The following is a 23574-nucleotide window of genomic DNA, read 5'->3' on the forward strand; positions in this document are numbered from 1 at the left end:
CTATGGATAGGCGCCCGCTATGCCGGGTTGGCCCGAATCCGCCAGCGACGCGGGCGCCGCGATCGCTTCATCTCCTTCATCGCCGCCAGTTCCATGGCCGGCATCGCGTTGGGCGTCGCTGCCCTGATCGTGGTGCTGTCCGTCATGAACGGGTTTCAGAAGGAAGTGCGCGACCGCATGCTGTCGGTGCTGCCGCACATTGAACTCTATATACCCGGCGCCTTGCCGGAGCGGGTGCTGGAGCAGTGGCAGCAGTTCGCCACCGCCGCCGAACGCAACCCCGAGGTCAAGGCGGGCGCGCCCTTCGTGGCGGCCCAGGGCATGCTGGTGCGGGGACAGTCCCTGCGGGGCGCCCAGGTGCGCGGCATCGACCCGGCCACCGAGGGCAACGTGTCCGATCTGCCCCGGCAGATGGTGGCGGGCAAGCTGACCGACCTCAAGCCCGGCGGCTTCGGCGTGGTGCTGGGCAACGAACTGGCTGACGGCATGGGCGTCAAGGTGGGCGACACGCTGCTGATGATGGCGCCGCAGGGCTCGATCAGCCCGGCGGGCTTTGCGCCGCGCATGCGCCAGTTCACCGTGGTGGGCGTGTTTTCGTCCGGCCACTATGAATACGATTCGTCGCTGGCGTTCGTCGACAACGAAGACGCGGCCCGCGTGTTCCGCGAAAGCGGCACGGCTGGCGTGCGCCTGCGGATCGCCGACATGCAGAAGGCCCCCGAAGTGGCGGCCGAACTGCGCAACGTCCTGCCGCCGTACGTGATGGCCAGCGACTGGTCGCGCAACAACCGCACGTGGTTCGCGGCGGTGCAGACCGAAAAGCGCATGATGTTCCTGATCCTGGCGCTGATCGTCGCGGTGGCGGCGTTCAATCTGCTGTCGTCGCTGGTCATGGCCGTGAAGGACAAGCAATCGGATATCGCCATCCTGCGCACGCTGGGTGCGGGGCCGGGCGAAGTGGCGCGCATCTTCCTGGTGCAAGGCGCGTTGATCGGCGTGATCGGCACCCTGCTGGGCGTGGCCGGCGGCATCGCCATCGCCTACAACGTCGACGTGATCGTGCCTTTCATCGAACGCATGCTGGGCGTGCATTTCCTGCCGCGCGAAATCTATTTCATCAGCGCGCTGCCGTCCGATCCCCAGGTGGGCGACATCGTCACGATCGGCGTGACGTCGCTGGTGCTGTCGCTGCTGGCGACCTTGTATCCCAGCTGGCGCGCTTCGCGCCTGCAACCCGCACAGGTGCTGCGCCATGACTGATACCCTGACGCCAGCCCTGCAGGCCGAAAACATCATCAAGGTCTACGATGAGGGTCCGGCCCGCATCGAAGTCCTGAGCAACGTCAGCCTGTCCGTGGCGCGCGGCGAGATGGTCGCCATCGTGGGCGCGTCGGGCTCGGGCAAGAGCACGCTGCTGCACATCCTGGGCCTGCTGGACGTACCCACCAGCGGTTCGGTGTCCGTCGACGGACAACTGGCCGTCGGCCTGTCCGAGGCCAGGAAAAGCGCGGTGCGCAACCGCAGCCTGGGCTTCGTCTACCAGTTCCACCACCTGCTGGCCGAGTTCTCGGCGCTGGACAACGTGGCGATGCCGCTGATCGTGCGCCGCGAGAACCGCGACAAGGCGCGCCAGGCGGCACACGAGGTCCTGAAGCTGGTGGGCCTGTCCGCCCGCGAAGGCCATTTCCCCGGGCAACTGTCCGGCGGCGAACGGCAGCGGGTCGCACTGGCGCGCGCGCTGGTCACGCGGCCGGTGTGCGTGCTGGCCGACGAACCCACGGGCAACCTGGACCGGCACACCGCGCACAATATGTTCGAACTGCTCACCCGGGTGAACCAGGAGTCGGGCACGGCATTTGCCATCGTGACCCACGATCCCGAACTGGCTGCCCGCGCGGACCGCCAATTGCTGATGGAAAACGGCCGCCTGGTTTCGGGTTGATTCCCGTCTGGTCCGGACGGGCGGATAATCCGGGCCAGGAGGACGCGCCCATGCTTATCGACACCCACTGCCATCTGGACGCCCCGGAGTTCGACGCCGACCGCGAGCAGGTGGCGGACCATGCCGTCCAGGCCGGGGTCCAATCCATCGTCATTCCCGCGGTCGAGCGCGCCAATTTCGCGGTGGTGCGCGACCTGGCCGGCAAGATCGCCGGGGGCGCGTACGCCCTGGGCATCCATCCCCTGTATGTGCAGCGCGCGGACGACGCGGACCTGGATGCGTTGCGCGTGGCGATCCGGGAATCGCTGGGCGATCCCCGCTTTGTCGCCATCGGCGAAATCGGCCTGGATTTCTTCGTGCCGGAAATTGCCACCGGAGAACCGCGCGAGCGCCAGGAACGGTTCTATGCCGCGCAACTGGCCATGGCTGCCGAGTTCCGGCTGCCCGTGCTGCTGCACGTGCGCAAATCCCAGGACATTCTGCTCAAGCACCTGCGCCGGCATGGCCCCATCGGCGGGATCGCGCACGCCTTCAACGGCAGCGCCCAGCAGGCGCAGGCGTTCGTCGAACACGGCTTCGCACTGGGCATGGGCGGCGCCATGACCTACGAGCGCGCGCTCCAGATCCGCCGCCACGCGGTGGACGTGGGCCTGGAGCACCTGGTGCTGGAAACCGACGCGCCCGATATCCCTCCCGCCTGGCTGCACCCGCCTGAGCGCCGCAACCGTCCCGGCGAACTGGCGCGCATCGCCCAGGTGCTGGCGCAATTGCGCGGGATCACGCCGGAGCAGGTGGCGCACGCCACCACCGCCAACGCCATGCGCGTCCTGCCGCGCCTGCCTGCCGCCATTCTGGCCGGCGCCGACTGACAATCCGACCCCGCTTGATCGCTGCGCGATAACGTATGTTGTCGCGCAGATGCATCATTTTTATCGGACTAGTCTGAAATCTTTCATATTTCTTAAAAAAAGCTGACTTAAAGTTGAATCAAATAATGGGAATACATATCATTGCCGTTCGCTAAAAAACCCAACCAGCGCAGTGCGCGCGCCGCCGGTCTCAGGCGGTTTTTATTTGATTCCCAATGTCGACTCAGAAAAGCATCAACGGCTCCGGGGGAGCCGGTTCAGCATCATTCCGCACGGATTTCCGACTGCTGCCGCTGGCCCTGGCCATAGCCGCCGCGGGCAGCGCGCAGGCGCAGACCGGCACCGCCGGCCTGGAAGACACCATGGGCGTGGCTCAGCTGGACACGGTGGTGGTCACCGCGTCGGGCTTTGAGCAAGAGATCCGCAACGCGCCGGCGTCCATTTCCGTCATCACGCGCGAGCAGCTGGAAAGCCGGCCGTTCCATAACCTGGCCGACGCCGTGGCCGATGTGGAAGGCGTGTCGGTGGAGCGGGGCGGCAAGGCCGGCGGCATGAACATCAGCATCCGCGGCATGCCCAGCGACTACACGCTGGTGCTGGTGGACGGCAAGCGCCTGAACCAGAACAGCTCGGGCGCGCGTGCCAACGGATTCGGCGACGTCGACACCAACTTCATCCCGCCAATGGCGGCCATCGAGCGCATCGAGGTGGTGCGCGGCCCCATGTCTACCCTGTACGGGTCCGACGCGATGGGCGGCGTGATCAACATCATCACGCGCAAGGTCGGCCAGGAATGGACCGGCCAGCTCACGCTGGACGGCACGGCGCAAGGCGACAACCGCTTCGGCAACACCTACGGCGCGGCCTTCTACCTGAGCGGCCCCCTGAAGACGGACAAGCTGGGCCTGAGCCTGCGCGGCGGGCACTACCGCCGCCTGAGCGCCAACGGCAGCTACCCCCTGAACCAGGCCGAATACAACAGCGGCGACTATTCCGGCGACATCGCCAGCTTCAGCGGCCTGGGCGACAGCACCCAACAGAACGTGGGCTTGCGGCTGTCGCTCACGCCCAACCGCAACCACGACATCCTGTTCGACGTGGACAGCAACTGGCAGACCTTCGACAACTCGAATGGCGAGCTGGGCACCCTGAATTCCAGCGTGGCGCGCAATCGCCAGGGCGGCGGCTACGAGCCGGAAATGAAGTTCAACCGCCAGCGCTATGCCTTGACCCATCTGGGCCGCTACGGCAGTTCCATCAGCTCCGACACCAGCCTGGTCTACGACACCACCGAGACCATCGGCCGCACCAACCCGATGAGCGTGCCGCGCCAACCCACCGACGGCGCCAAGCGCGACCTGGAATACGACAACTGGGTGTTCGACACGAAGTGGACGATGCCGCTGTTCAACGAGCGCCACAACCTGACCATGGGCGGGCAGTGGCGCGAGCAGCAGTTCAAGGACACGCTGGTGTCCGCGCCGCTGGACCAGCGGCAGTACCAATGGGCCCTGTTCCTGGAAGACGAATGGCGCATCGTGGATAGCCTGGCGCTGACGGCCGGCGCACGCTATGACCGCAACGAACAGTTTGGCGGCAAGTGGAGCCCGCGCGGCTATCTGGTCTGGAACGCGACGCCGATGTGGACGTTCAAGGGCGGCGTGAGCAAGGGCTACAAGACGCCGGACATCAACCTGATGACGGACGGCATTATCGGCCTGGGCGCGCAGGGCACCATGCCGCTGTTGGGCAACTCGCAGCTCAAGCCGGAAAGCAGCACCTCGTCCGAACTGGGCGTGCTGTTCGACAACGGCGAAGGCCTGTCGGGCAACCTGACTGCGTTCCACACCAAGTTCAAGGACAAGATCGACAGCCAGAACGTGCCCAACTGCCTGGCCGTCGGCGGTCCCGTGCCGGGCTGCCTGGACCTGGGCGTGTGGGAGCGCAACGGTGTTCCGGTCGCCAATTTCTCGCAGCGCGTGAACATCGACTCGGCCACGATCCAGGGCTTCGAGCTTGGCGGCCGGATCCCGCTGTATGGCGGGCTGTCGTTCAATGGCAATTACACGCTGACCGCCAGCGAGGTGACGTCGGGCGCCAAGCGCGGCCAGCCGCTGGGTTCGCAGCCGCGGCACTCGCTGAACCTGGGCCTGAACTGGCGCATCAACGACCAGTTCAACGCCTGGGTCCGCGGCGAGTACCGCGCCAAGCAGTTCAACGACATGAACTGGGAGAAGGAGCAGGTGTTCTACAACCCGTACTGGCTGGCCAGCATGGGCGGCTCGTACGTGGTCAGCAAGAACGTCACCTTGTCGGCGTCGGTATTCAACCTGTTCGACAAGAACTTCGTGAACTACGGCCCGACCAAGGTCGGCGCATCGGCGCCGGCGGCCAACGCCAACTGGAGCAATTCCTACCGGCAGGTCCTGGAAGGCCGCCGCCTGTGGGTGTCGGCGAACGTTACGTTCTGATGGGAAAGCTGCCCGGCGGTTGCCGGGCACGCTTCGCATGGGCCCCGCCGCGCGCGGGGCTTTTTCACGCCTGCGGGACCGACAGCAGCGGCAGCTCCATGCGCACGCTCAGGCCATGCGGAGAAACGTTGCGTGCCGAGATCGACCCCTTGTGCGCGGCGATGGCGGCCTGCGCGATGGACAGGCCCAGGCCCGCGCCGCTGCCCGGGGCGGCTGTGGCGGACGTCGTGCGGTAGAAGGGTTCGAACAGCGACGCCAGGTCCTGCGCGGCGACGCCGGGGCCGCGGTCTTCGATTTCCAGGCTGGCCTCGCTGGCGCTGATCAGCAGGCGCACGCGGATCAGGCTGTGGCCGGGTGCGAAGCGCAAGGCGTTGCGCAATACGTTTTCGATGGCGCTGGCCAGGCTGTCGCGGTCGCCGGCAATGTAGACCGGCGGCGGGGTGTCCCATGCGATGCCGACGTGGCGGCCTTCGGCTTCGTAGCGCGCGTCGTCCACCACGCCGGATACGACTTCCGACAGGTCCAGCGGTTCGGTGGGCACGGGTAGCGCGCCCACCCGCGCAAGTCGCAAGGTGTTGCCAACCAGCGCGTCCAGACGCTCGCACTCGCGTTCGATGCGGTCGAGCTGCAGGTCATGCCGTTCGTCGTTGCGTCGCGCCAGTTCCGCCGCCAGTTGCAAGCGCGCAAGCGGCGAACGCAGTTCGTGCGCGATGTTGCGCAGAAGCTGTTCGCGCGTGTCCACCACGGCCTTCAGGCGCACCGCCATGGCGTCGAAGTCCCGCGCCAGCATGCCCAGTTCGTCGCGGCGCTTCGCGAGCTTGGGGGGCGTGTGGGTATCCAGGCGTCCGGCGGCCAGGGCTTGCGTGGTTTCGCGCAATTGCGCCAGGGGCGCGGTGACGTGGCGCGTCAGCGCCCAGCAGAATGGCGCGGTCACCGCCAGCGCGAACAGCAGCAGGGCCAGGGCCACCGGCGACAGCGCCAGGACCTCCCAGTGCGACGAGTCGAAGGGCAGGAACAGCATCAGCCGTTCCGATCCGTCTGGCAGGGTCAGCAACTGCGGCTCCCACCAGGATACGCGTTCGACAGCGGGATCCGCAGGTATGTAGTCCGACTGCGCAGACCTGTCCGGCGCCGCGCGATACGCCACCAGCCAGTCGTGCAGGCGAGTTGGCAGGCGGCGGCCCAGGATATCCGCGTCCTGCGCGTCCATGATGTAGATCTTCAGGGCGGAGTAGTTGTCGTCCATGGCGCGGACCCAGCGCTCCAGTCCTTCCTCGCCCTGCGTGCGCGCGACCTGGGCGGCGTCGCGCGTCAGGTTGGCGGGATTCAGGCCGTCCAGCGAATTGAAGCGGTACCAGGCGACCGCGGCGGTCAGCATCATGCCGCTCACCAGGATGACGGCCATGGCGCCCCAGAAGGTCAGGAAGGCGCGCCAGAACAGCGAACGGGCGGGCAGGCGGACCATCATGCGGCGCCGGCAAGCACGTAGCCCAGGCCGCGCAGGTTGCGGATGGACAGGGTGTCGGCGCCCTGGTCCAGGCGCAGCTTCTTGCGCAGGCTGCTGATGTGCGTGTCGATGCTGCGGTCGTAGCGGTCCGGTGCGCGGCCCAGCGCATACAGGCCGATCTGGTCGCGCGCGATCACCTGGCCCGGCGTCCGCATCAGGATCTCCAGGATGCGCTGCTCGGCGCCGGTCAGGATGACTTCGTCGGCGCCCAGGCGCGCGCGCCCGGTGGACGGGTCCAGCGATAGCGCGCCCAGGTTCAGCCGGGGCGTGGCGGCGCCGGGCGTTTCTTCGAAGCGCCGCAGCACCGCCGTGATGCGGGCTTTGAGTTCGCGCGGGCTGAAGGGCTTGGCCAGGTAGTCGTCGGCGCCGAATTCCAGCCCGAGCACGCGATCCGTTTCGCCGCCATGGGCGGTGAACATGATGACCGGGCGGCGCGAGCGCTGCCGGTAATGCTTGAGCAAGTCCAGTCCGTTGCCGTCGGGCAGCATCAGGTCTAGCAGCACCAGGTCGAAATCTTCCTGCGCCAGCAGGGTTTGGCCCTGGGCGCCGGTATGGGCCAGTGTGACCTGGCAATGATTGGGTTCGAGGTATTCGCGCAACATCTGCGCCAGCTCGACGTCGTCGTCGATCAGCAGGATGCGGCGCGCCACCGTTGATGGATTGAAAGGCATGCGTCGTGGGCTTCGTGCATCCGGCAGTGTGGCGGAAGGCCGCAAGCCGGAGTGTCAAGAAGTGCAAAGAAGATAAAAGTTGCGGAAAGCGTGTTGCCGGCCTCCGCCAGCCCCAATTCTAATATGAGAATAGTTTTCATTAATAAATGGGAAGCCGGAGCGGCGCCGCGCGTGGGGCGGGGCGCTATCCGGGGACGGGAGTAGTCGGAATCATGAGCAGGAAAGATCTGGCCGCTGGCCAGCGCATCGTGGCGTCGCGCACGCAATTGGCCGCCGCCTTGTGCGCCGCGGGTCTGGGCATGGCGCCCGCGGCTGTCTGGGCGCAGCAGGCGGACACCACGCGGACGATGGACACCGTGGTGGTGACGGCAAGCGGGTTCGAGCAGCAAATCCGCGATGCGCCCGCGTCGATCAGCGTTATCACCCGCGAAGACCTGGACAAGAAGTTCTACCGCGACCTGAACGACGCGCTGGTGGAAGTGCCGGGCGTCATCGTGACGGGCGGCGGCGACCGCCAGGACATCAGCCTGCGCGGCATGGGCCCGAAATACACGCTGATCCTGATCGACGGCAAGCGCCAGAGTTCCCGCGAAACCCGCACCAATTCGGATTCGACGGGCGTGGAGGGCGGCTGGACGCCGCCGCTGTCGGCCATCGAGCGCATCGAAGTGGTGCGCGGCCCGATGTCGTCGCTGTATGGGTCGGACGCCATGGGCGGGGTGATCAACATCATCACGCGCAAGGTCCCGGACCAGTGGCATGGCGAGATCCGCATGGATACGACCATCCAGGAAAGCAGTAAGTCGGGCGACATCTATCAGGGCAACTTCTACCTGGCCGGCCCGATCAAGAACGACCTGCTGGGCCTGCAGATCTACGGCCAGGCCACGCAGCGCGACGAAGACAACATCTACAACGGCTATCGCAAGCGCAACGCCGAAAGCGTGACCGCCAAGCTGGCGCTGACGCCCAACCGCGATCACGACATCGTGCTGGAAGCGACGACGATGCGCCAGAAGTTCCAGGACACCCTGGGCAAGACCGTCGAGCCGCTGCCTCCGGGCACGTCATGCCCGCGCACGGGCTGCCCCGCTTCGTCCGAGACCGACTACCGCAGCGGCAAATGGGCGCTGTCGCACACCGGGCGCTGGGGCTGGGGCGTGTCGGACAGCTATATACAGCAGGAAGAGTTCGACAACCGCTCGCGCCAGATGAAGATCAAGAACCTGGACTTGCAGACCTCCTGGTCCCTGCCGCTGGGTTCGCACATGCTGACGCTGGGCGGCAGCTATCTCAACCAGCGGCTGAACGACCAGACCGGCAACCAGCTTGCCGGTGGCCCGAACAAGGTGGAGCGGTATCAGTGGGCGCTGTTCGCCGAAGACGAATGGCGCCTGGCCGAGAGCTTCGCGGTCACGGCCGGCCTGCGCATGGACGAAGACGAGAACTTCGGCAACCACTTCAGCCCGCGCCTGTACGGCGTGTGGCACATGGCCGAACGCTGGACCCTGAAGGGCGGCGTCTCCACGGGCTTTCGCGCGCCCGACCTGCGCCAGACGGTGGCCGGCTGGGGGCAGACCAGCCGCGGCGGCAACATGTACGGCAACCCGGACCTGACGCCCGAAAAGTCGGTCACCCAGGAAATCGGGCTGATCTATGACGACGGCGCGGGCCTGAACGCCGGCCTGACGCTCTTCAACAACGACTTCAAGGACAAGATCACGCGCGTGGCTTGCCCGCTGTCGCAGTGCACGGACGGCCCCAACCAATTTGGCTCGAACCCGACCACGTACATGAACGTGGACAAGGCCGTGTCGCGCGGCGTCGAAGCCAGCCTGAAGCTGCCGCTGTCGGCCGACTGGTCCATGACCAGCAGCTATACGTTCACCAAGTCCGAGCAGAAGTCCGGCCAGTACAAGGGCGAGCCGCTGAACCAGCTGCCCAAGCACCTGTTCACCACCACGGTGAACTGGCAGCCGTCCGACGCGCTGCAGGCGTGGGCGCGCGTCAATTTCCGCGGCCGCGAAAGCCAGCCCGTCACGGGTCCGTCGTCGGATGCGGTGGTGGCGCCGTCCTATACCTTCGTGGATCTGGGCGGATCGTACGCCGTGAACAAGACGGTGTCGGTCTATGCCGGCATTTACAACCTGTTCGACAAACAGGTCGCCTACGACGACTTCGGCTATGTCGAAGACGGCCGCCGCTACTGGCTGGGCGTGGGCGTGAAGTTCTGATGAAGACGGGGCGCCTTCGGGCGCCCGCAACAGAGAGGATTTGAATGACGAATTCCAAGCAAGCATGTCGTTGGGCGGTCCGCGCCGGCGCCGCCCTGATCCTGGGCGCGGCGTCCGCCGTGTGCGCCGCGCAGGCCACGATGCCGGTCAAGCACGCGCGCGGCGAGACCGCCGTGCCGGTCAATCCGTCCAAGACGGTGGTGCTGGACCTGGCCGTACTGGACACGCTGCACACCCTGGGCGTGGATCCGGTGGGCGTGCCCAGCGCCGCCAAGCTGCCGCCGCAGCTGAGCCAGTACGCGGATCAGCGTTACCTGAAGGCGGGCACGATGTTCGAGCCCAACTACGAAGTGATCCACGCCGCCGCGCCGCAGCTCATTTTCGTGGCGGGCCGTTCCGCGCCCAAGTATGACGAACTGTCCAAGCTGGCGCCCACGGTTGACCTGACCGTCAACGCCAAGGATCTGGTGGGCAGCGTCAAGCGCAACACGGAGACGCTGGCGGCCATCTATGGCAAGCAGGCGCAGGCCAAGGAAAAGCTGGACGCGCTGGATGCGTCCATCGCGTCCCTGAAGGCCAAGGCCGCCAATGCGGGCAATGCGCTGATCGTGCTGACCACGGGCGGCAAGATGAGCGCCTATGGTCCGGGCTCGCGCTTCGGTGTTATTCATGACGCGTTTGGCGTCAAGCCTGCCGCCACCGGCCTGAACGTGTCGAATCACGGCCAGGCGATCTCGTTCGAGTTCATCGCCCAGACCGACCCGGACTGGCTGTTCGTCATCGACCGCGATGCCGCCATCGGCCGCGAGGGCGTGTCGGCCCAGCGCATGCTGGACAACGAACTGGTGCGCCCGACCAAGGCGTGGAAGAACAATCGCGTGGTCTACCTGAACGGCTTCAACTGGTATCTGCTGGGCAGCGCCGGGCTGACGGCCATGCAGCAGAACGTGGATCAGATCGCCGCGGCGCTGGCGCAGGGAAAGTAGGCGGTATGCGGGTTGCGTGGAAGGGCCGCCGGTGAATTGGCGGCGGACGATCGGTGGTTGGGGCGGCCTGGCCGCGGTGCTGGCCTTGTTGCTGCTGCTGTGCGCGGCCAGTGTCAGCGTGGGTGCGGGACAAATGCCCTGGTCCGCGCTCTGGAGCGGGGGCGAGGAAGCCGAGCGCGCCTGGCGCCTGCTGATGGTGAGCCGCATTCCGCGGACGCTGGCCTTGCTGCTGGCGGGCATGGCGCTGGCGGTGGCGGGCCTGATCATGCAGATGCTGGTGCGCAACCGCTTTGTGGAGCCCACGACCGCCGGCACCGTCGAATCCGCCACGCTGGGCATCCTGGTCGTTACGCTGCTGGCGCCCGACACGCCGGTGATCGGCAAGATGCTGACCGCCACGGGCTTTGCCCTGGCCGGCACCTTGCTGTTCCTGGCGCTGCTGCGCCGCGTGCCGCTGCGCACGCCGTTCATCGTGCCGCTGATCGGGCTGATCCTGGGCGGCGTGATCCACGCCGTCACGACGTTTTTTGCGTATCGCTTTGACCTGCTGCAGTCGCTGCACGCCTGGACCACCGGCGACTTTTCCGGTGTGCTGCGCGGCCGCTACGAACTGCTGTGGATCGGTTTCGGCCTGGCCTGCGCGGCCTATGTGGCCGCCGACCGCTATACCGTGGCCGGCATGGGCCGCGAGTTTGCGTCCAACCTGGGCCTGAACCACGCGCGGCTGACGCTGGTGGGCCTGCTGATCGTCTCCGCCATTTCCGCTGTGGTCGTCGTGACCGCGGGCGGCATTCCCTTCCTGGGGCTGATCGTGCCCAACGCGGTCAGCCTGGTGCTGGGCGACAACATGCGCCGGGCCATTCCCTGGGTGGCGGCGCTGGGCGGGGTGTTCGTGCTGGCCTGCGACATCATCGGCCGGCTGGTCATCCACCCGTATGAAATTCCCATCGGCACCGTCGTGGGCGTGCTGGGCAGCATCCTGTTCCTGTGGCTGCTGCGCACGCGGAGGAACCGCCTTGGCTGAGCAATCGCTTTTCTTGCCGGCCGTGCGGTCGCCGCAGGCGTGGCGCCTGGCCCTGCTGGCGCTTGCCGCGCTGGCCTGCGCGACCGCCTTCATGACGCTGGGCGCGAACGGCCAGTGGTCGTTCGTGATTCCGTTCCGGGGCGGCAAGCTCCTGGCCATGCTGCTGGTGGCCTACGCAGTGGCGGTGTCGTCCGTATTGTTCCAGACCATCACGCACAACCGCATCCTGACGCCCGCCATCATGGGTTTCGACGCGCTGTACCTGCTGATCCAGGCGGTGGTGGTGTTTGGCTTCGGGCAGGCGGCGGCCAGCAACAGCCATCCGGTCGCCGCGTTCCTGCTGGAGGTGTGCGCCATGACGGCGTTCGCCTGCCTCTTGTTCCGCTGGCTGTTTTCCGACGCCGTGCGCAGCCTGCACCTGATGATGCTGGTGGGCATCATCTTCGGCCTGCTGTTCCGCAGCCTGTCGAATTTCGTGGTGCGCCTGATCGACCCGAACGAGTTCCTGGTGCTTCAGGACCGCATGTTCGCCAGCTTCAATACGGTGCGCGTGGGGCTGCTGCCGATCGCGCTGGCGGCGGTGTGCGCCGCGTCGCTGCTGATTTGGCGGATGCGGCGCCGCTACGACGTGCTGGCGCTGGGCCGGGAAATCTCCGTCAACCTGGGCGTGGACTACCGGCGCACGCTGATGCTGACCCTGGCCGCTATCGCGGTGTTGGTGTCCGTATCCACGGCGCTGGTCGGCCCCGTCACCTTCTTCGGCCTGCTGGTCAGCAACCTGGCGTATCACGCCATGGGTTCCGACAGGCACAGATACACGGTGCCGGCCGCGACGCTGCTGAGCGTCATCTTCCTGGTGGGCGGCCAGACGCTGCTGGAGCGCCTGCTGGGGCTGAACACCACGGTCAGCGTGGTGATTGAATTCGTGGGCGGCGTGATGTTCCTCGTCCTGATCCTGCGCAGGGGGCGCCGATGATAGAAATCCAGAACGTCAGCAAGCAATACGGCGATGCGGTCGTGATTGACGACGTCAGCCTCGACCTGCCTGCGGGCGGCGTCACCGCCATCATTGGCCCCAACGGCGCGGGCAAGTCCACGCTGCTGTCCATGGTCAGCCGGCTGTTGCCGATGAGCGCGGGCCGGGTTCTGGTGGAGGGGCTGGACGTGACGCGCGCCGACAGCCGCGAGCTGGCGCGCCGCCTGTCCATCCTGCGCCAGGACAACCATCTGCCGCTGCGGCTGACGGTGAAGGACCTGGTGGCGTTCGGGCGCTATCCGCACACGGGGGGACGCCTGATCCTGGACGACAAGGCGCATATCGACCAGGCCATCGCCTACCTGAACCTGGAGCCGCTTGCCGACCGCTACCTGGACGAGATGTCCGGCGGCCAGCGTCAGCGCGCCTTTGTGGCCATGGTGCTGTGCCAGGACACGCGCTACGTCCTGCTGGACGAACCGCTGAACAGCCTGGACATGAAGCACGCGGTCGCGATGATGGGCACGCTGCGCCGCGCGGCGGACGAACTGGGCAAGACGGTGGTGCTGGTGCTGCACGACATCAACTTCGCGTCCAGCTACGCGGACCGCATCGTCGCGATGCGGCAGGGGCGCATCGCCCGCCACGGCACGCCGGCCGAGCTGATCCGGCCGGACGTGCTGAGCGAGCTTTACGAGCTGCCGATCGACGTGCATGAGATCGGCGGCAAACGCATCTGCGTGTATTACCGCTAGGCGGGCGCCCCATTGCAGGACCCCCGCCGGATCGGCCGCCCTACAGGCTCAGATCGAGCGCGTAGCGCGACAACTGCGTCGTGGCGTCCGGCGTGGCGTCGTAAACCGAGACATTGTTCACGCCATGCGCCGCGGCCATCGCCAGGGTGCCTGGAACCGACGCGAACACCACCGGGCCCGCCAGCGCGCCCAGCTGCTTGAAGCGCCAGCTCCGGTCCAGGCCGTAGGTCGCCAGGTCCAGCGTGGGGTTCTTCTTGATGTAGCTGATCAGCACGTCGCGGCTTGCGTCCGGGGCCTGCAGCACGATGTCGCCCTTGCCGCCGGCCAGGCCGGGGAAGTCGCCGCCGCCGCTGGCGCGGTAGTTGTTGGTCACGACCAGGAATTGCGCGGTCAGGTCCAGCGGCGCGCCGTTGTATGTCAGCGCCGTGATCCGCGAGCCCTTGGGCTGGGTCACGTCGATCTCATACTGCAGGGCGTTGCCCGCCGCATAGAGCACGTCGAAGTTGAACGTCGGGAAGCTGGTGTCGATCAGGTCCTGCGGCGCGACCTGGGCGGGGTCGATCTGCTTGAACTGTTCCGCCGTCTTCTCTAGCCATTGGCGCACAATGTCGCCGCTGACCCGCACCACCTGCAGGGTGTTGGGGTACAGGTAAAGATCGGCGGCGTTGTTGATGGCGATGTTGCCCTGCTGCACGTAGGTGAAGTCGCCGGGACCGTTGCGGCCGCCCTTGAAGGGCGCGGCGGCCGACAGAATGGGCAGACCCGCGTAGGACGGGCTGTTCTTCGCGATGTAGTCGGTCAGGTAGTCGATCTGCGCCATGTTCACCACCTGCAGCGCGGATACGTCGCCCGCCAGTGCGTAGTAGGTGGCCATGTCGAACTGGCTCTGGCCGATCGGCGTCTTGACGTAGTCGATGGTGGCGGCGTGCTCGGCCTGCACCAGCTGTTGCACGGCGGCGTCCGGTTCCACGTAGGTAGCCGGCGTGGAGCCGCTCTGCGCCGTCAGGCGCGTTGAGATGCGCTGCACCTGGGTGGCGTCCTTGCGCACCTGCCAGCCCTGGTCGTACGCCAGCTTCAGCGTGATCTGCCCCAGATTGTTGCCCCACTGACCGGCTTGCACCGCGGGCACGCCATTGATCAGGCCTTTTTCAAGTTCGATCCCCGGCTGTCCCACGAATTGCGACTTGGCGTTCGTGTCGGGGAACAGGAGGTGCTGGTGGCCGGTGATCAGCGCGTCGATGCCGGGCACCTGGCTCAGGTAGCCCGCGCCGTTCTCCATGTCGGGGCTGTAGGCCGTCGCCAGGTCGATGCCGCCGTGCGCCAACGCCACGACCAGGTCTGCACCCGCCGCCTTCATTTCCGGCACATAGCGCGCCGCGGATTCCTTCCAGCCCGCCACTTCGACGTGGCCTTCCAGATTGGCCTTGTCCCACTGCATGATGGGGGGCGGCGCGAAGCCGATCACGCCGACCTTGAGCGGCACGTCGATGGCATTGCCGCTGGCGTCCGTGGCCTTGAATGTCCGGTCCAGCACTACCCAGGGCTTGAAGATCGGCTGCTTGGTGGCGGCCGAAACGACGTTGGCGGACACGAAGGGGAATTCCGGCGCCGCGCAGTCCTTGGCGCCGGCGGGGTTGGTCTGTGCCGTGCCCTTGCCGATGCCGGCCAGCCCGAAGTCCACATTGGTGATCTGCGACAGGAAGGGCAGGCCGTAGTTGAACTCGTGATTGCCCATCGTCGCCGCGTCGTACGACAGCAGCTTCATCTGCTTGTAGATGGCGATCATGCCGGAACACTGCACCGGCGACACCAGCGCCTGGTAGTCCGACAGCGCGGTGCCCTGGATCGTGTCGCCGTTGTCGAACAGCAGCGTGTTCGCGTTCTGCTTGCGCGCATTGGCGATCAGCGTGGCCGTGCGGTCCACGCCATAGCTCTTGTCCTCGGCCAGCTTGTAGTAGTCATAGCCCAGCACATTGGCGTGCAGGTCGGTCGTGGCCAGGATGGCCAGGTCCAGCGTGGTTCCCTGGGGAATGCTGGCCGCGGGCGGCGTCTCGGGCGTGGCGTCGTCGTCATCGTCGTCGCCGCCGCAGGCGGACAGGCCGGCCACCAGCGCGAAGCTGGCGGTCAGAGCGAAAATCTTGCGTACGTGTGGCTTCACCGTCTTTCCTCCGTGTTGAACGGAAGAATTTTGGGGACGGAGTGTGACTTACCCGTGACACGGGCGGGGCGGGATCAACGTAGCGGCGATTCCCGCGTCAGGCTATCGGGTTCCAGCGCCGCCAGGGCGTCCAGGAAACGCCACGCGAACGATCCCGGTCCTTCGGACTGCGCGGCGGCGCGCTGGCCCGCGATGCCGAAGCAGGAGAGGGCGGCCACCGAGGCGGCGTATGGATCGTCCTTGGACACGGCGGCAAAGGCGCCCACGACGGCGCTCAGCGCGCAGCCGGTCGCCGTGACGCGCGGCATCAGCGGTGAACCGCCGCCGATGCGGACGGCGCGCACGCCATCCGCATCAGCGGTGAACCGCCGCCGATGCGGACGGCGCGCACGCCATCCGTCACGAAATCGACTTCACCGGTTACCGCCACCACCGTCTGACGGCGCACGGCGATGTCGCGGGCCGACTGTTCCGCCTGCGCCACGGCGTCGCGCGCATCGACGCCTTGCCCGGCGCTCTGGCCGCCGGCCAGCGCGATGATCTCCGACGCGTTGCCGCGGATGATTGCCGGCTTCAGGTCCAGCAGCCGCTGGATGGCGTCTCGGCGGAAAGCCGTGGCGTGATGCGCGACCGGGTCCAGTACCCAAGGCCTACCCGCCTGTCCGGCCGATTCGGCTGTCAAGACCATGCTGTCCAGCCAGGGAACGGAGAGGGTGCCGATGTTGATCACGACTGCGCCGGCGATCCGCGCGAATTCGGGCGCTTCCTGCTCGGCGTGCACCATGGCGGGCGATGCGCCAATTGCCAGCACGGCGTTGGCGGCGTAGTTCATGGAGACGAAATTGGTCAGGCACTGCACCAGGGGCGCGTCGCGGCGCAGGGCGGCCAGGAGGACTTGCGAGTGCTGGGCTAGGGCTTGGAGGGTGGTGTGCGTCATGGATGGGGTATGGTCCGCACGGATCGAACGGGTGTCAAGCGCCGCATACCCAAAATTGGGTATTAGCGAACGATGCGGATGGCTCAAAACTTGCTTTGTTGAGTATTTTGCTTGTCCGATGCTATTTGGCTTGGCCGCGGGCCTGGAGCGGCCGATTCTGCGACGGGGGAACATTATGCTGAGTCCCGATCAGCTCCAGCGCATCTTTCCCAACTGCAAAGCTCCCGCGGTATGGGTGGATGCGCTTGCGCCGGCATTTCAGAAATACGAAATCGAAACTCCGGACCGGATCGCGAGCTTTCTCGCCCAGACCGGCTATGAATCAGGCCAGTACAACCGGCTTGAAGAAAACCTCAATTACACGACCGCGGCGCGGCTGACCAGGGTTTGGCCCAGGCGATTCCCGAACGAAGCGTCCGCCATGCCGTATGTGAACAATCCGCAGAGGCTTGCCAATATGGTGTATGCGAACCGGATGGGCAATGGCGATGCGCAGAGCGATGACGGCTACCGTTTCCGGGGCAGGGGCATCATCCAGCTGACCGGCCGCAGCAACTACGATTCCGCGGGGGAAGCCATGGGCGTGGACTTGATCTCTACCCCCGAATTGCTGGCCGAGCCCAAATGGGCCGCGCTCAGTGCGGGATGGTTCTGGCAGTCGCGCGGGCTGAATGAGCTTGCCGATGACCGGACCCATGATGACGATCTTGAGGATTTTTCCCGGATTACGCGCCGCATCAACGGAGGCGTGGTGGGATTGAAAGACCGCTTTGAGCTGTTCAAGCGGGTCTACGCGGAATTGGTGCGATAACGATGTGCAGCGCGCGCCCGTTGCGGGCGCGCGCCTTGCCGCATCAGCGCCAGGACGCTTAAGTCGCGGCCCGGTACCGGTCCCGCAGGTCGCGGATCTGGTCGTGATTGCGCAGCACGCCTTGATACTGGCGCTCGACGACCGCGCGCACGTTCTCAGGCAGCATGTCTTTCAGGGCCTTGGAGTAGGCCGCCTTGGCCACGTCCTCGCCGCGCTCGCATTCTTCGAGCAGGACAAGGTCCGTGCGGCTGGCGACGGCCGCCTTTATGTTGGTCCAGCCCCGGTGCATGGCGCCGGACACGGTGCCGCTGTCTTCCGGCTTGCCGCCCAATTGGCTCACCAGCGCCTGCAACTCCGCGGCGCCCGTGCCGCAGTCGCGGGCGCGGTTCCGGAAGAGTTCTTGCAATTCCGCGGTCTTGGTGTCGTCGGCAGCGGCGGCGAAGCCCTTTTCGCCGTCCTTTGAGGTTTCGATGAGGTCGTTCAGCACCTTGATTACATGGTCTGCCATATCGGTCTCCTGGGATTTCATCCACCAGGCGGCGTGTGCCGCCTGTCGAATGGAAGACTCAGCATGTAGCGTGCCTGACCTTAGCCTCCTAGATGCCGGGGCAGGTCGATCCGGACTTCAGGGCGTCCAGTTCATGATCCGACATGCTCAGGGCCAGCGACGCCATCGCGCAGGTCACGGCCAGGGCATTGCGCATTTCGCTTTCCAGGATGATGTCCGGGACGTCGCCGCGGGAAAGGATGTGACGCACGCGCGATTCGGGCTTTTCAAATCCCGCCACCAGGCGCAGCGCGGGTATGCCGTGCTTGGCGAAATTGGCATGGTCCGAGTTGGGCATGAAGGGCAGCCAGTGCGACACGGGCACGCCTGCCCGCTCTGCGGTCCTGTCCACCACGCCCGCCAGGGCAGGGTACTGGCTGATCAGCGCGCACAGCGTGTCGTCGCCCGCTACGGTGTCCAGATTGATGTTGAGCTTCAAGTCGCGGCGTTCCGCAGCGGGCATGTCGGCCAGGTATCGCGCCGACCCCGCCAGCGCCCATTCCTCGGCGGTGAAGAAGCACACGCGCAGCCCCGGCGTGTCCGGTCCCACGGATCCCGCCAGGATGCGCGCCGCCGCCAGCGCGACGGCGACGCCTGTGGCGTTGTCCAGCGCGCTGTTGCCCAGGTGATGGCCGTCCATGTGCGCGCTGATGACGATCCGGCTGTCCCGCCCGCCGGGCAGGTCGAGGATGCCGGCGCAGGCCATGGAGTCCCGCAGCTCTTCCCCCTGGATCTGCAGGCGCACGCGGGCGCCGGGCTGCGCGGCCAATGCCTGCGCGCCTTCATGGTCGATATAGGCCGCCGGAATGCCCGCGCCGTCGCGCGGCCGTCCCGACGAACCGGACAAGGGGCCGGCGCCGGGCAGCGTATTGGCGATCAGGAACGCGGCCGCGCCCCGGGCCACCGCCATGTCGTACTTGCGGCGGCGGTGCAGGTGGCCTTGGGAAAACGGATACTCGTGGCGCACCAGCACGATCTTGCCGCGCACCGCGTCGCCCGCGCGGTCGAAGTCTTCCTGGCGGCCGGCGCCCAAATCCAGGACGACGCCTTCCAGACCCGCGGCGTCGGTGGACGCGGAGCGCAGCAGGGGCACGCAATCCAGGCTCAGGGGCGTGTCGCCCAGCAAGGTCAGGCTGCTGGAGAGACAGCGCCAGCCGTCATAGGGCACGGCCACCCGGCGCACGTCGGGGCCGACCTCGCGCAGGCGCTCCAGCGCCCACGCCATGGCCGCCTCGTCCTGCCCGGAGCCGGACAGGCGTCCGCCAAAGCCGCAGATGGCTTGAAAATCATTCATCAGGGCCGTGTCTTTGGCGGCCGCCTGTTGCCAGGATGTCATCGTTGTCTCCGGCGCCGCGCTGCGATGCGCGCGGCGCGCCTAGGTCTGTTATTCGAAAGTGATATTGGCGCGCTGCACGACGTCGGCCCAGCGCGCGAAGTCCTGCGCCAGCAGGGCCTTCAGGGCGGCGGCGCTGGTGTCGGGCGGCAGATTCATGCCCACGCTGGACAGCCGTTGCTTGACGGCGTCGGACTGCATGACCTTGGCCATCGCGTCCGCCAGCTTTTTCTGCACGTCGTCGGGCGTGCCAGCCGGCGCCACCAGGCCCCACCAGCTCTGCACCGTCAGGCCGGAGTAGCCCAGTTCCTGGAACGTCGGCACATCGGGCGTATCCGCCTGGCGCGTGGGGGACGACACGGCCAGCGGCTTGATCTTGCCGCCCTGATACAACGCCACGGCGGTGGGCATGGTGGTGAAGCTGGCCTGGATCTGGCCGCCGGCCAGATCGTTGACCGAGGCGGACGCGCCCTTGTACGGGATATGCGCAAGCTTGGTCTGCGTGGTCAGCATGAACAGCTCGGCCATCAGATGGGTCAGGGAGCCGTTGCCGCCGGAACCGATGGAAATCGTGTCCGGCTTGGCGGAGGCTGCGGCCACCAGGGACTTGACGTCCTGCGCCTCGAATTTTGGATTGACGAACAGATAGGTGGGCGACAGGCCCAGCAGCGTGATGGGCGCAAAATCCTTCTTCGCGTCGTACTTCACGCGGTCTTTGTAAAGCGCTGGGACGATGGTGAACGGCACGTCGGCCAGCAGCAGCGTATAGCCATCGGGCGCTTCGGTGGCCACGTAAGCGGTGCCCAGCATCGAGCCCGCGCCAGCGCGGTTCTCGACGATGACGGACTGGCCGAGTTGCGCGGCAAGCTGGTCGCTGATGGCGCGGGCGACCACGTCGGAACTGCCGCCGGCCGAGTAGGGCACGACAATCTTGACGGGCTTATCGGGATAGGCGGCCGACGCCGTTTGCGCGGCTGCCAGGAGCGCGGGGGCGGCCAGGGCGGCCATGAGTTTTTTCCACTTGAACATGATTTTTCTGATGATCCATGAGAAATTTCACGTCATTGTGGTGGCGGCCGCCGCGCCGGGCAAAGGAAGTATGCGCATGGGATATTCCAATCTGGAATACCGATGCAGCAGGGGTGCCGAGACGATTAAGCCAGCCCTGCGTAGCTTCGCGTCCGGGCATTGAGTTCCTGGCCCTGCGCGATGACCCAGTCGCAGAAGGCCTGGCAATAGGGCCCACCGACATTGGGGCGCGGCTGCATCAGGTGGTAGCCGTAGCGGCCTTCGACCGTCTCTCCGAAGGGGCGGACCAACTGACCGGACTTGAGCGGGTCCAGCACCATGCACAAGGGCATGATGCCCGCGCCCAACCCGTTCAGCACGGCGGGCAGCAGAATCGAAAAGCCTTCATATTCCGCCGCGGTGGCAGCCGGTCCGGACCATAGCGGCGCGACGTCGGCGCGCCATTCGTCCCAGCCATAGCCGCGCTGCGCGCGCTTGAGCAGGGGCAGTTGGGCAATGTCTTCCACGGCATTGACGGGATGGCGCGCCAGCAGCGACGGCGCGGCGACCAGCGTCATTTCGCGGCCGCAAAGATACTGCGCGCTCATGCCCGAAACGTAGCCCGTATGGAGCTGGATCTCCGCATCGAACCGTTCCGAGCGGTCGCGTCCGTGCAAGAGGCGCGGGCGGATGTTGACGCGGATCTCGGGGTGCGACTCGAAGAATTCGGACAGCCTGGGCAAGAGGAAGAACTGCGCGAAGGACGGAGACACCGCAACGTTCAGCGCCACGCGCGAGGCGGGATTGGCGACCAGCGCGTCCGCCTCGTCGATGAGGCGCACCGCCGCGCTGATGCGTTCCAGGTACAGGGCGCCGGCGTAGGTCAGTCGCAGGCCGGTCGGCATGCGCTTGAACAGGGCCGTGCCCAGGCGGTCTTCAAGCGCGGCGACGTGCTTGCTGACCGCGCTTTGCGTCAGGTTCAGGGCTTCGGCCGCGCGGCTGAAGTTCAGGGTTTCAGCGGCGGTGAGGAAGATGCGCAGGGAAGATAGGGAGTTGCGGGTGCCTTTCATGGGGGCGGGGAAGCTGGTGTTGCCGGGGTGTTGTCCGGGCGTATGTCGGATCAACATTCTATCGAGTTCAATGCGCTGCGATGGCCAATCAGGCCCGCGGTAGTTCACAATGTCCCGTTACGCCGAAACCCTTGCCGACGCCGAAAGCATATGAATTTCAAGAGCCTCGAGGTCTTTTACTGGGTGGTCAATTTCAGCAGCTTCAACAAAGCCGCCGCGAAACTGCACACCACTCAGCCGGCCGTCTCCCAGCGGATTGCGTCGTTGGAGAAAGAGCTGGGCATCAAAGCCCTGGATCGAAACTCGCGCGCGGTGAAGCTCACGGCGAAGGGCCGGGTCCTGTATGGATATGCCGAGCGCTTCATGGCGTTGCACGCCGAGATGATGCTGAAGGTCGCGGAGGAGCAAGCGATCAGCGGTGTGATACGCCTGGGGGTGGCCGAGACCATTGTCCACACGTGGCTGGTGGAGTTTCTGGAGCAGTGCCGCAAGCGCTATCCCAACGTGATCATCGACTTCGTCGTGGACATTACGCCCACCCTGCGCGAGGAGTTGAAGTCAGGCGGGTTGGACATGGCGTTTCTGCTGGGGCCATTGAACGACGACGAGCTGATCGAGAGGCCGCTTTGCAGCTACGAGCTCAATTTTCTTTCCGCGCCGTCGCTGAAGGTGGGCAAGGAGCCCCTGTCGAACGACGCGGTGGCGCGGCATCCGTTGATCACGTTTCCCAAGCGGACCTATCCCTATACGTTTTTGCACAGAGAGCTGACCACGCCCGAACATGGCGCGCCCCGGATATTCACGAACTGGTCCCTCTCGACCATCGTCCGCATGGCCGAAGATGGCTATGGCGTGTGCGTCGTGCCTCGATTGGCCGTGCTCAAGGAAGTCGAGCAGGGGCGATTGAAGGTCCGTCAGGCGCAGATGCAGCTGCGCGATTTGTCTTTCGCAGTGGCCTACGCGCCTGGAAGCGACCAGCAGACCAAGGAGGCGCTGTCCGAGCTTGCGGGCGAGATCGCGCGCGCTTCGACCTTGGGCCACCGCCGACGCCGCAGATCCCCTCGTGCGCCAGCGGGCTAGCGCCGGCCAGTCACTATCAGTGGTTTCCCTGATTGCCACATGCTTAGTTCGCCACGCGAGCAAGGCTCTGCCGGGAGGATCGTTCAATCATAAGGTGATCTTATTGATTTCGATCCAAACATAGGATTGGTCGTTATCAAACGCCCAAGCTGTAATGGCTGCGCAATGTCGCAATCAGCCAGGAGCAGCTTTGAATTCCGCAACCTCCAGCGCCGCTTTCGCCGTCACGCTCGGTGATGTGCAGCAGGCGCATGAACGTATCCGATCGCACATCGTGCGCACCCCTTTGCTGGAAAGCGCGTCGCTCAATGAGCTGGCCGGCGCACGTATTCTCGTAAAGGCCGAATCGCTGCAGCAAGCCGGCGCATTCAAGTTCCGCGGCGCCGTCAATCGCCTGCTGCAACTGAGCGACGCACAGAAGCGCGCCGGCGTGGTGGCGTTTTCGTCCGGAAACCATGCGCTGGCTACCTCGCTGGTGGCGCGCAAGCTGGGCATTCCCGCATCCATCATCATGCCGGCTGACGCGCCCCGGGCAAAAATCGAAGGCGCGCGCGCCAACGGCGCCGAAGTCGTGCTCTACGACCGCCAGAAGGACGACCGCGAGGCAATCGGCGCCGAGATAGCAGGCCGCACCGGCGCCGTAATCGTGCCTCCGTACGACGACCCCGACATCATGGCGGGCCAGGGCACCGTCGGGCTGGAGATCATTGAGCAGGCCCGCGACATGGGGGCGACGCTTGACGCGGTGATCGCGGCGTCCAGCGGCGGCGGACTGGTTGCAGGCGTGGCCACGGCGGTCAAGTCGCTGTCACCTTCCACGGCGGTGTACGCCGGCGAGCCGGAAGGCTTCGATGAATTGGCGCGGTCTTTGGCATCGGGCCAGCCCGAAAGCAACGCTCCGGGCGCAACGTCGATCTGCGATGCGCTGCAAGTGGTCAGGCCCGGCAAGCTGACGTTCCCGATCAACCTGCATCTGCTTGCGGGAAGCCTGGTGGTAAGCGACGACGACGTGCGACGCGCCATGAAAGCCGCATACCAGCATCTGCGCCTGGTCGTGGAACCCGGCGGAGCGGTCCCGCTGGCTGCCGTGCTGGCACGCAAGCTCGATCTGGCTGACAAGACCGTTGCCGTGGTGCTGAGCGGCGGCAACGTCGATACCTCCGTTTTCATTGAGGCGCTGAACGCCTGACCCATC

General features: G+C 66.1%; 21 protein-coding genes. 12 read left to right on the forward strand and 9 right to left on the reverse strand.

All coding sequences use genetic code 11. The features are described 5' to 3' along the window. The first annotated feature begins 27 nt into the window (after nt 1-27). The 4 genes from KYC_RS04430 to KYC_RS04445 all read left to right on the forward strand — a co-directional run bounded on the left by KYC_RS04430 (nt 28) and on the right by KYC_RS04445 (nt 5282). Nucleotides 28-1260, forward strand: a complete 1233-nt coding sequence (locus KYC_RS04430; RefSeq protein WP_008159241.1) for a lipoprotein-releasing ABC transporter permease subunit — start codon at nt 28-30, stop codon at nt 1258-1260. Beyond that, nucleotides 1253-1942 carry an ABC transporter ATP-binding protein gene (locus tag KYC_RS04435; RefSeq protein WP_008159243.1) on the forward strand — a complete coding sequence of 230 codons (690 nt, stop codon included), beginning with the start codon at nt 1253-1255 and terminating at the stop codon, nt 1940-1942. Before KYC_RS04430 ends, KYC_RS04435 begins: the two co-directional genes overlap by 8 nt. Before the next feature lie 50 nt (nt 1943-1992). Next, nucleotides 1993-2811 carry a TatD family hydrolase gene (locus KYC_RS04440; RefSeq protein ID WP_043517561.1) on the forward strand — a complete coding sequence of 273 codons (819 nt, stop codon included), beginning with the start codon at nt 1993-1995 and terminating at the stop codon, nt 2809-2811. A 215-nt stretch (nt 2812-3026) separates the two neighbouring features. Next, a complete protein-coding gene (locus KYC_RS04445; RefSeq protein ID WP_008159248.1) occupies nt 3027-5282 on the forward strand; it encodes a TonB-dependent receptor domain-containing protein in 2256 nt (751 codons plus the stop codon). Nucleotides 5283-5346: 64 nt separating this feature from the next. Here KYC_RS04445 and KYC_RS04450 read toward each other — a convergent pair whose 3' ends face one another. Together KYC_RS04450 and KYC_RS04455 are read right to left on the reverse strand one after the other, a co-directional pair. Then, complete coding sequence (locus KYC_RS04450; RefSeq protein WP_008159250.1) at nt 5347-6747, reverse strand: sensor histidine kinase; 1401 nt, start codon at nt 6745-6747, stop codon at nt 5347-5349. Next, nucleotides 6747-7460, reverse strand: coding sequence for a response regulator transcription factor (locus KYC_RS04455; protein ID WP_008159252.1), 714 nt, complete (start codon nt 7458-7460; stop codon nt 6747-6749). The genes KYC_RS04450 and KYC_RS04455 overlap by 1 nt, the downstream gene beginning before the upstream one ends. A 212-nt stretch (nt 7461-7672) precedes the next feature. Between KYC_RS04455 and KYC_RS04460 the strand changes: the two genes are divergently transcribed. From KYC_RS04460 to KYC_RS04480, 5 genes are read left to right on the forward strand one after another with little or no spacing between them, the layout of a single operon-like run. Then, a complete protein-coding gene (locus tag KYC_RS04460) occupies nt 7673-9694 on the forward strand; it encodes a ligand-gated channel protein (protein ID WP_008159255.1) in 2022 nt (673 codons plus the stop codon). A gap of 44 nt (nt 9695-9738) precedes the next feature. Next, nucleotides 9739-10680: a siderophore ABC transporter substrate-binding protein gene (locus KYC_RS04465; protein ID WP_008159257.1), complete on the forward strand. Its 942-nt coding sequence runs from the start codon at nt 9739-9741 to the stop codon at nt 10678-10680. A 31-nt stretch (nt 10681-10711) separates the two neighbouring features. Then, complete coding sequence (locus tag KYC_RS04470; protein WP_008159258.1) at nt 10712-11704, forward strand: ABC transporter permease; 993 nt, start codon at nt 10712-10714, stop codon at nt 11702-11704. After that, a complete protein-coding gene (locus tag KYC_RS04475) occupies nt 11697-12680 on the forward strand; it encodes an iron chelate uptake ABC transporter family permease subunit (RefSeq protein ID WP_008159260.1) in 984 nt (327 codons plus the stop codon). The genes KYC_RS04470 and KYC_RS04475 overlap by 8 nt, the downstream gene beginning before the upstream one ends. Beyond that, nucleotides 12677-13435, forward strand: a complete 759-nt coding sequence (locus KYC_RS04480; protein WP_008159262.1) for an iron ABC transporter ATP-binding protein — start codon at nt 12677-12679, stop codon at nt 13433-13435. Before KYC_RS04475 ends, KYC_RS04480 begins: the two co-directional genes overlap by 4 nt. 40 nt (nt 13436-13475) lie before the next feature. Here the strand turns inward: KYC_RS04480 and KYC_RS04485 are convergent, their stop codons facing one another. From KYC_RS04485 to thiM, 3 genes are all read right to left on the reverse strand, one after another. Continuing rightward, complete coding sequence (locus KYC_RS04485) at nt 13476-15593, reverse strand: 5'-nucleotidase C-terminal domain-containing protein (protein WP_008159265.1); 2118 nt, start codon at nt 15591-15593, stop codon at nt 13476-13478. A gap of 74 nt (nt 15594-15667) precedes the next feature. Further along, nucleotides 15668-15901 (reverse strand): hydroxyethylthiazole kinase, encoded by a 234-nt coding sequence (locus KYC_RS30095; protein ID WP_337999267.1) that lies wholly within the window; start codon nt 15899-15901, stop codon nt 15668-15670. Further along, on the reverse strand, nt 15901-16530 hold the full coding sequence (thiM, locus tag KYC_RS04490) for a hydroxyethylthiazole kinase (RefSeq protein WP_337999268.1): 630 nt from the start codon (nt 16528-16530) through the stop codon (nt 15901-15903). The genes KYC_RS30095 and thiM overlap by 1 nt, the downstream gene beginning before the upstream one ends. 175 nt (nt 16531-16705) lie before the next feature. Between thiM and KYC_RS04495 the strand changes: the two genes are divergently transcribed. Then, a complete protein-coding gene (locus KYC_RS04495) occupies nt 16706-17341 on the forward strand; it encodes a glycoside hydrolase family 19 protein (protein WP_008159267.1) in 636 nt (211 codons plus the stop codon). Between the two features lie 58 nt (nt 17342-17399). On the opposite strand, the gene KYC_RS04500 is transcribed toward KYC_RS04495, so the two are convergent. The 4 genes from KYC_RS04500 to KYC_RS04515 all read right to left on the reverse strand — a co-directional run bounded on the left by KYC_RS04500 (nt 17400) and on the right by KYC_RS04515 (nt 21356). Further along, nucleotides 17400-17849: a PA2169 family four-helix-bundle protein gene (locus KYC_RS04500; protein WP_008159269.1), complete on the reverse strand. Its 450-nt coding sequence runs from the start codon at nt 17847-17849 to the stop codon at nt 17400-17402. A gap of 88 nt (nt 17850-17937) precedes the next feature. Then, nucleotides 17938-19224, reverse strand: a complete 1287-nt coding sequence (locus KYC_RS04505) for a M28 family peptidase (protein WP_008159272.1) — start codon at nt 19222-19224, stop codon at nt 17938-17940. Nucleotides 19225-19272: 48 nt separating this feature from the next. Further along, complete coding sequence (locus tag KYC_RS04510) at nt 19273-20250, reverse strand: Bug family tripartite tricarboxylate transporter substrate binding protein (RefSeq protein ID WP_008159275.1); 978 nt, start codon at nt 20248-20250, stop codon at nt 19273-19275. Between the two features lie 125 nt (nt 20251-20375). Next, a complete protein-coding gene (locus KYC_RS04515) occupies nt 20376-21356 on the reverse strand; it encodes a LysR substrate-binding domain-containing protein (protein WP_081477987.1) in 981 nt (326 codons plus the stop codon). A gap of 93 nt (nt 21357-21449) precedes the next feature. On the opposite strand from KYC_RS04515, the gene KYC_RS04520 reads away from it, so the two are divergent. Both KYC_RS04520 and KYC_RS04525 read left to right on the forward strand, forming a co-directional pair. Beyond that, complete coding sequence (locus KYC_RS04520) at nt 21450-22379, forward strand: LysR family transcriptional regulator (RefSeq protein ID WP_008159278.1); 930 nt, start codon at nt 21450-21452, stop codon at nt 22377-22379. A 190-nt stretch (nt 22380-22569) separates the two neighbouring features. Continuing rightward, the gene (locus KYC_RS04525; RefSeq protein WP_008159281.1) at nt 22570-23568 is read left to right on the forward strand and encodes a threonine ammonia-lyase; all 999 of its coding nucleotides are present in this window, start codon (nt 22570-22572) and stop codon (nt 23566-23568) included. Nucleotides 23569-23574: the final 6 nt, after the last annotated feature.

Origin of the sequence: Achromobacter arsenitoxydans SY8, from assembly GCF_000236785.1 — a bacterium.
Classification (GTDB): Bacteria; Pseudomonadota; Gammaproteobacteria; order Burkholderiales; family Burkholderiaceae_B; genus Achromobacter; species Achromobacter arsenitoxydans.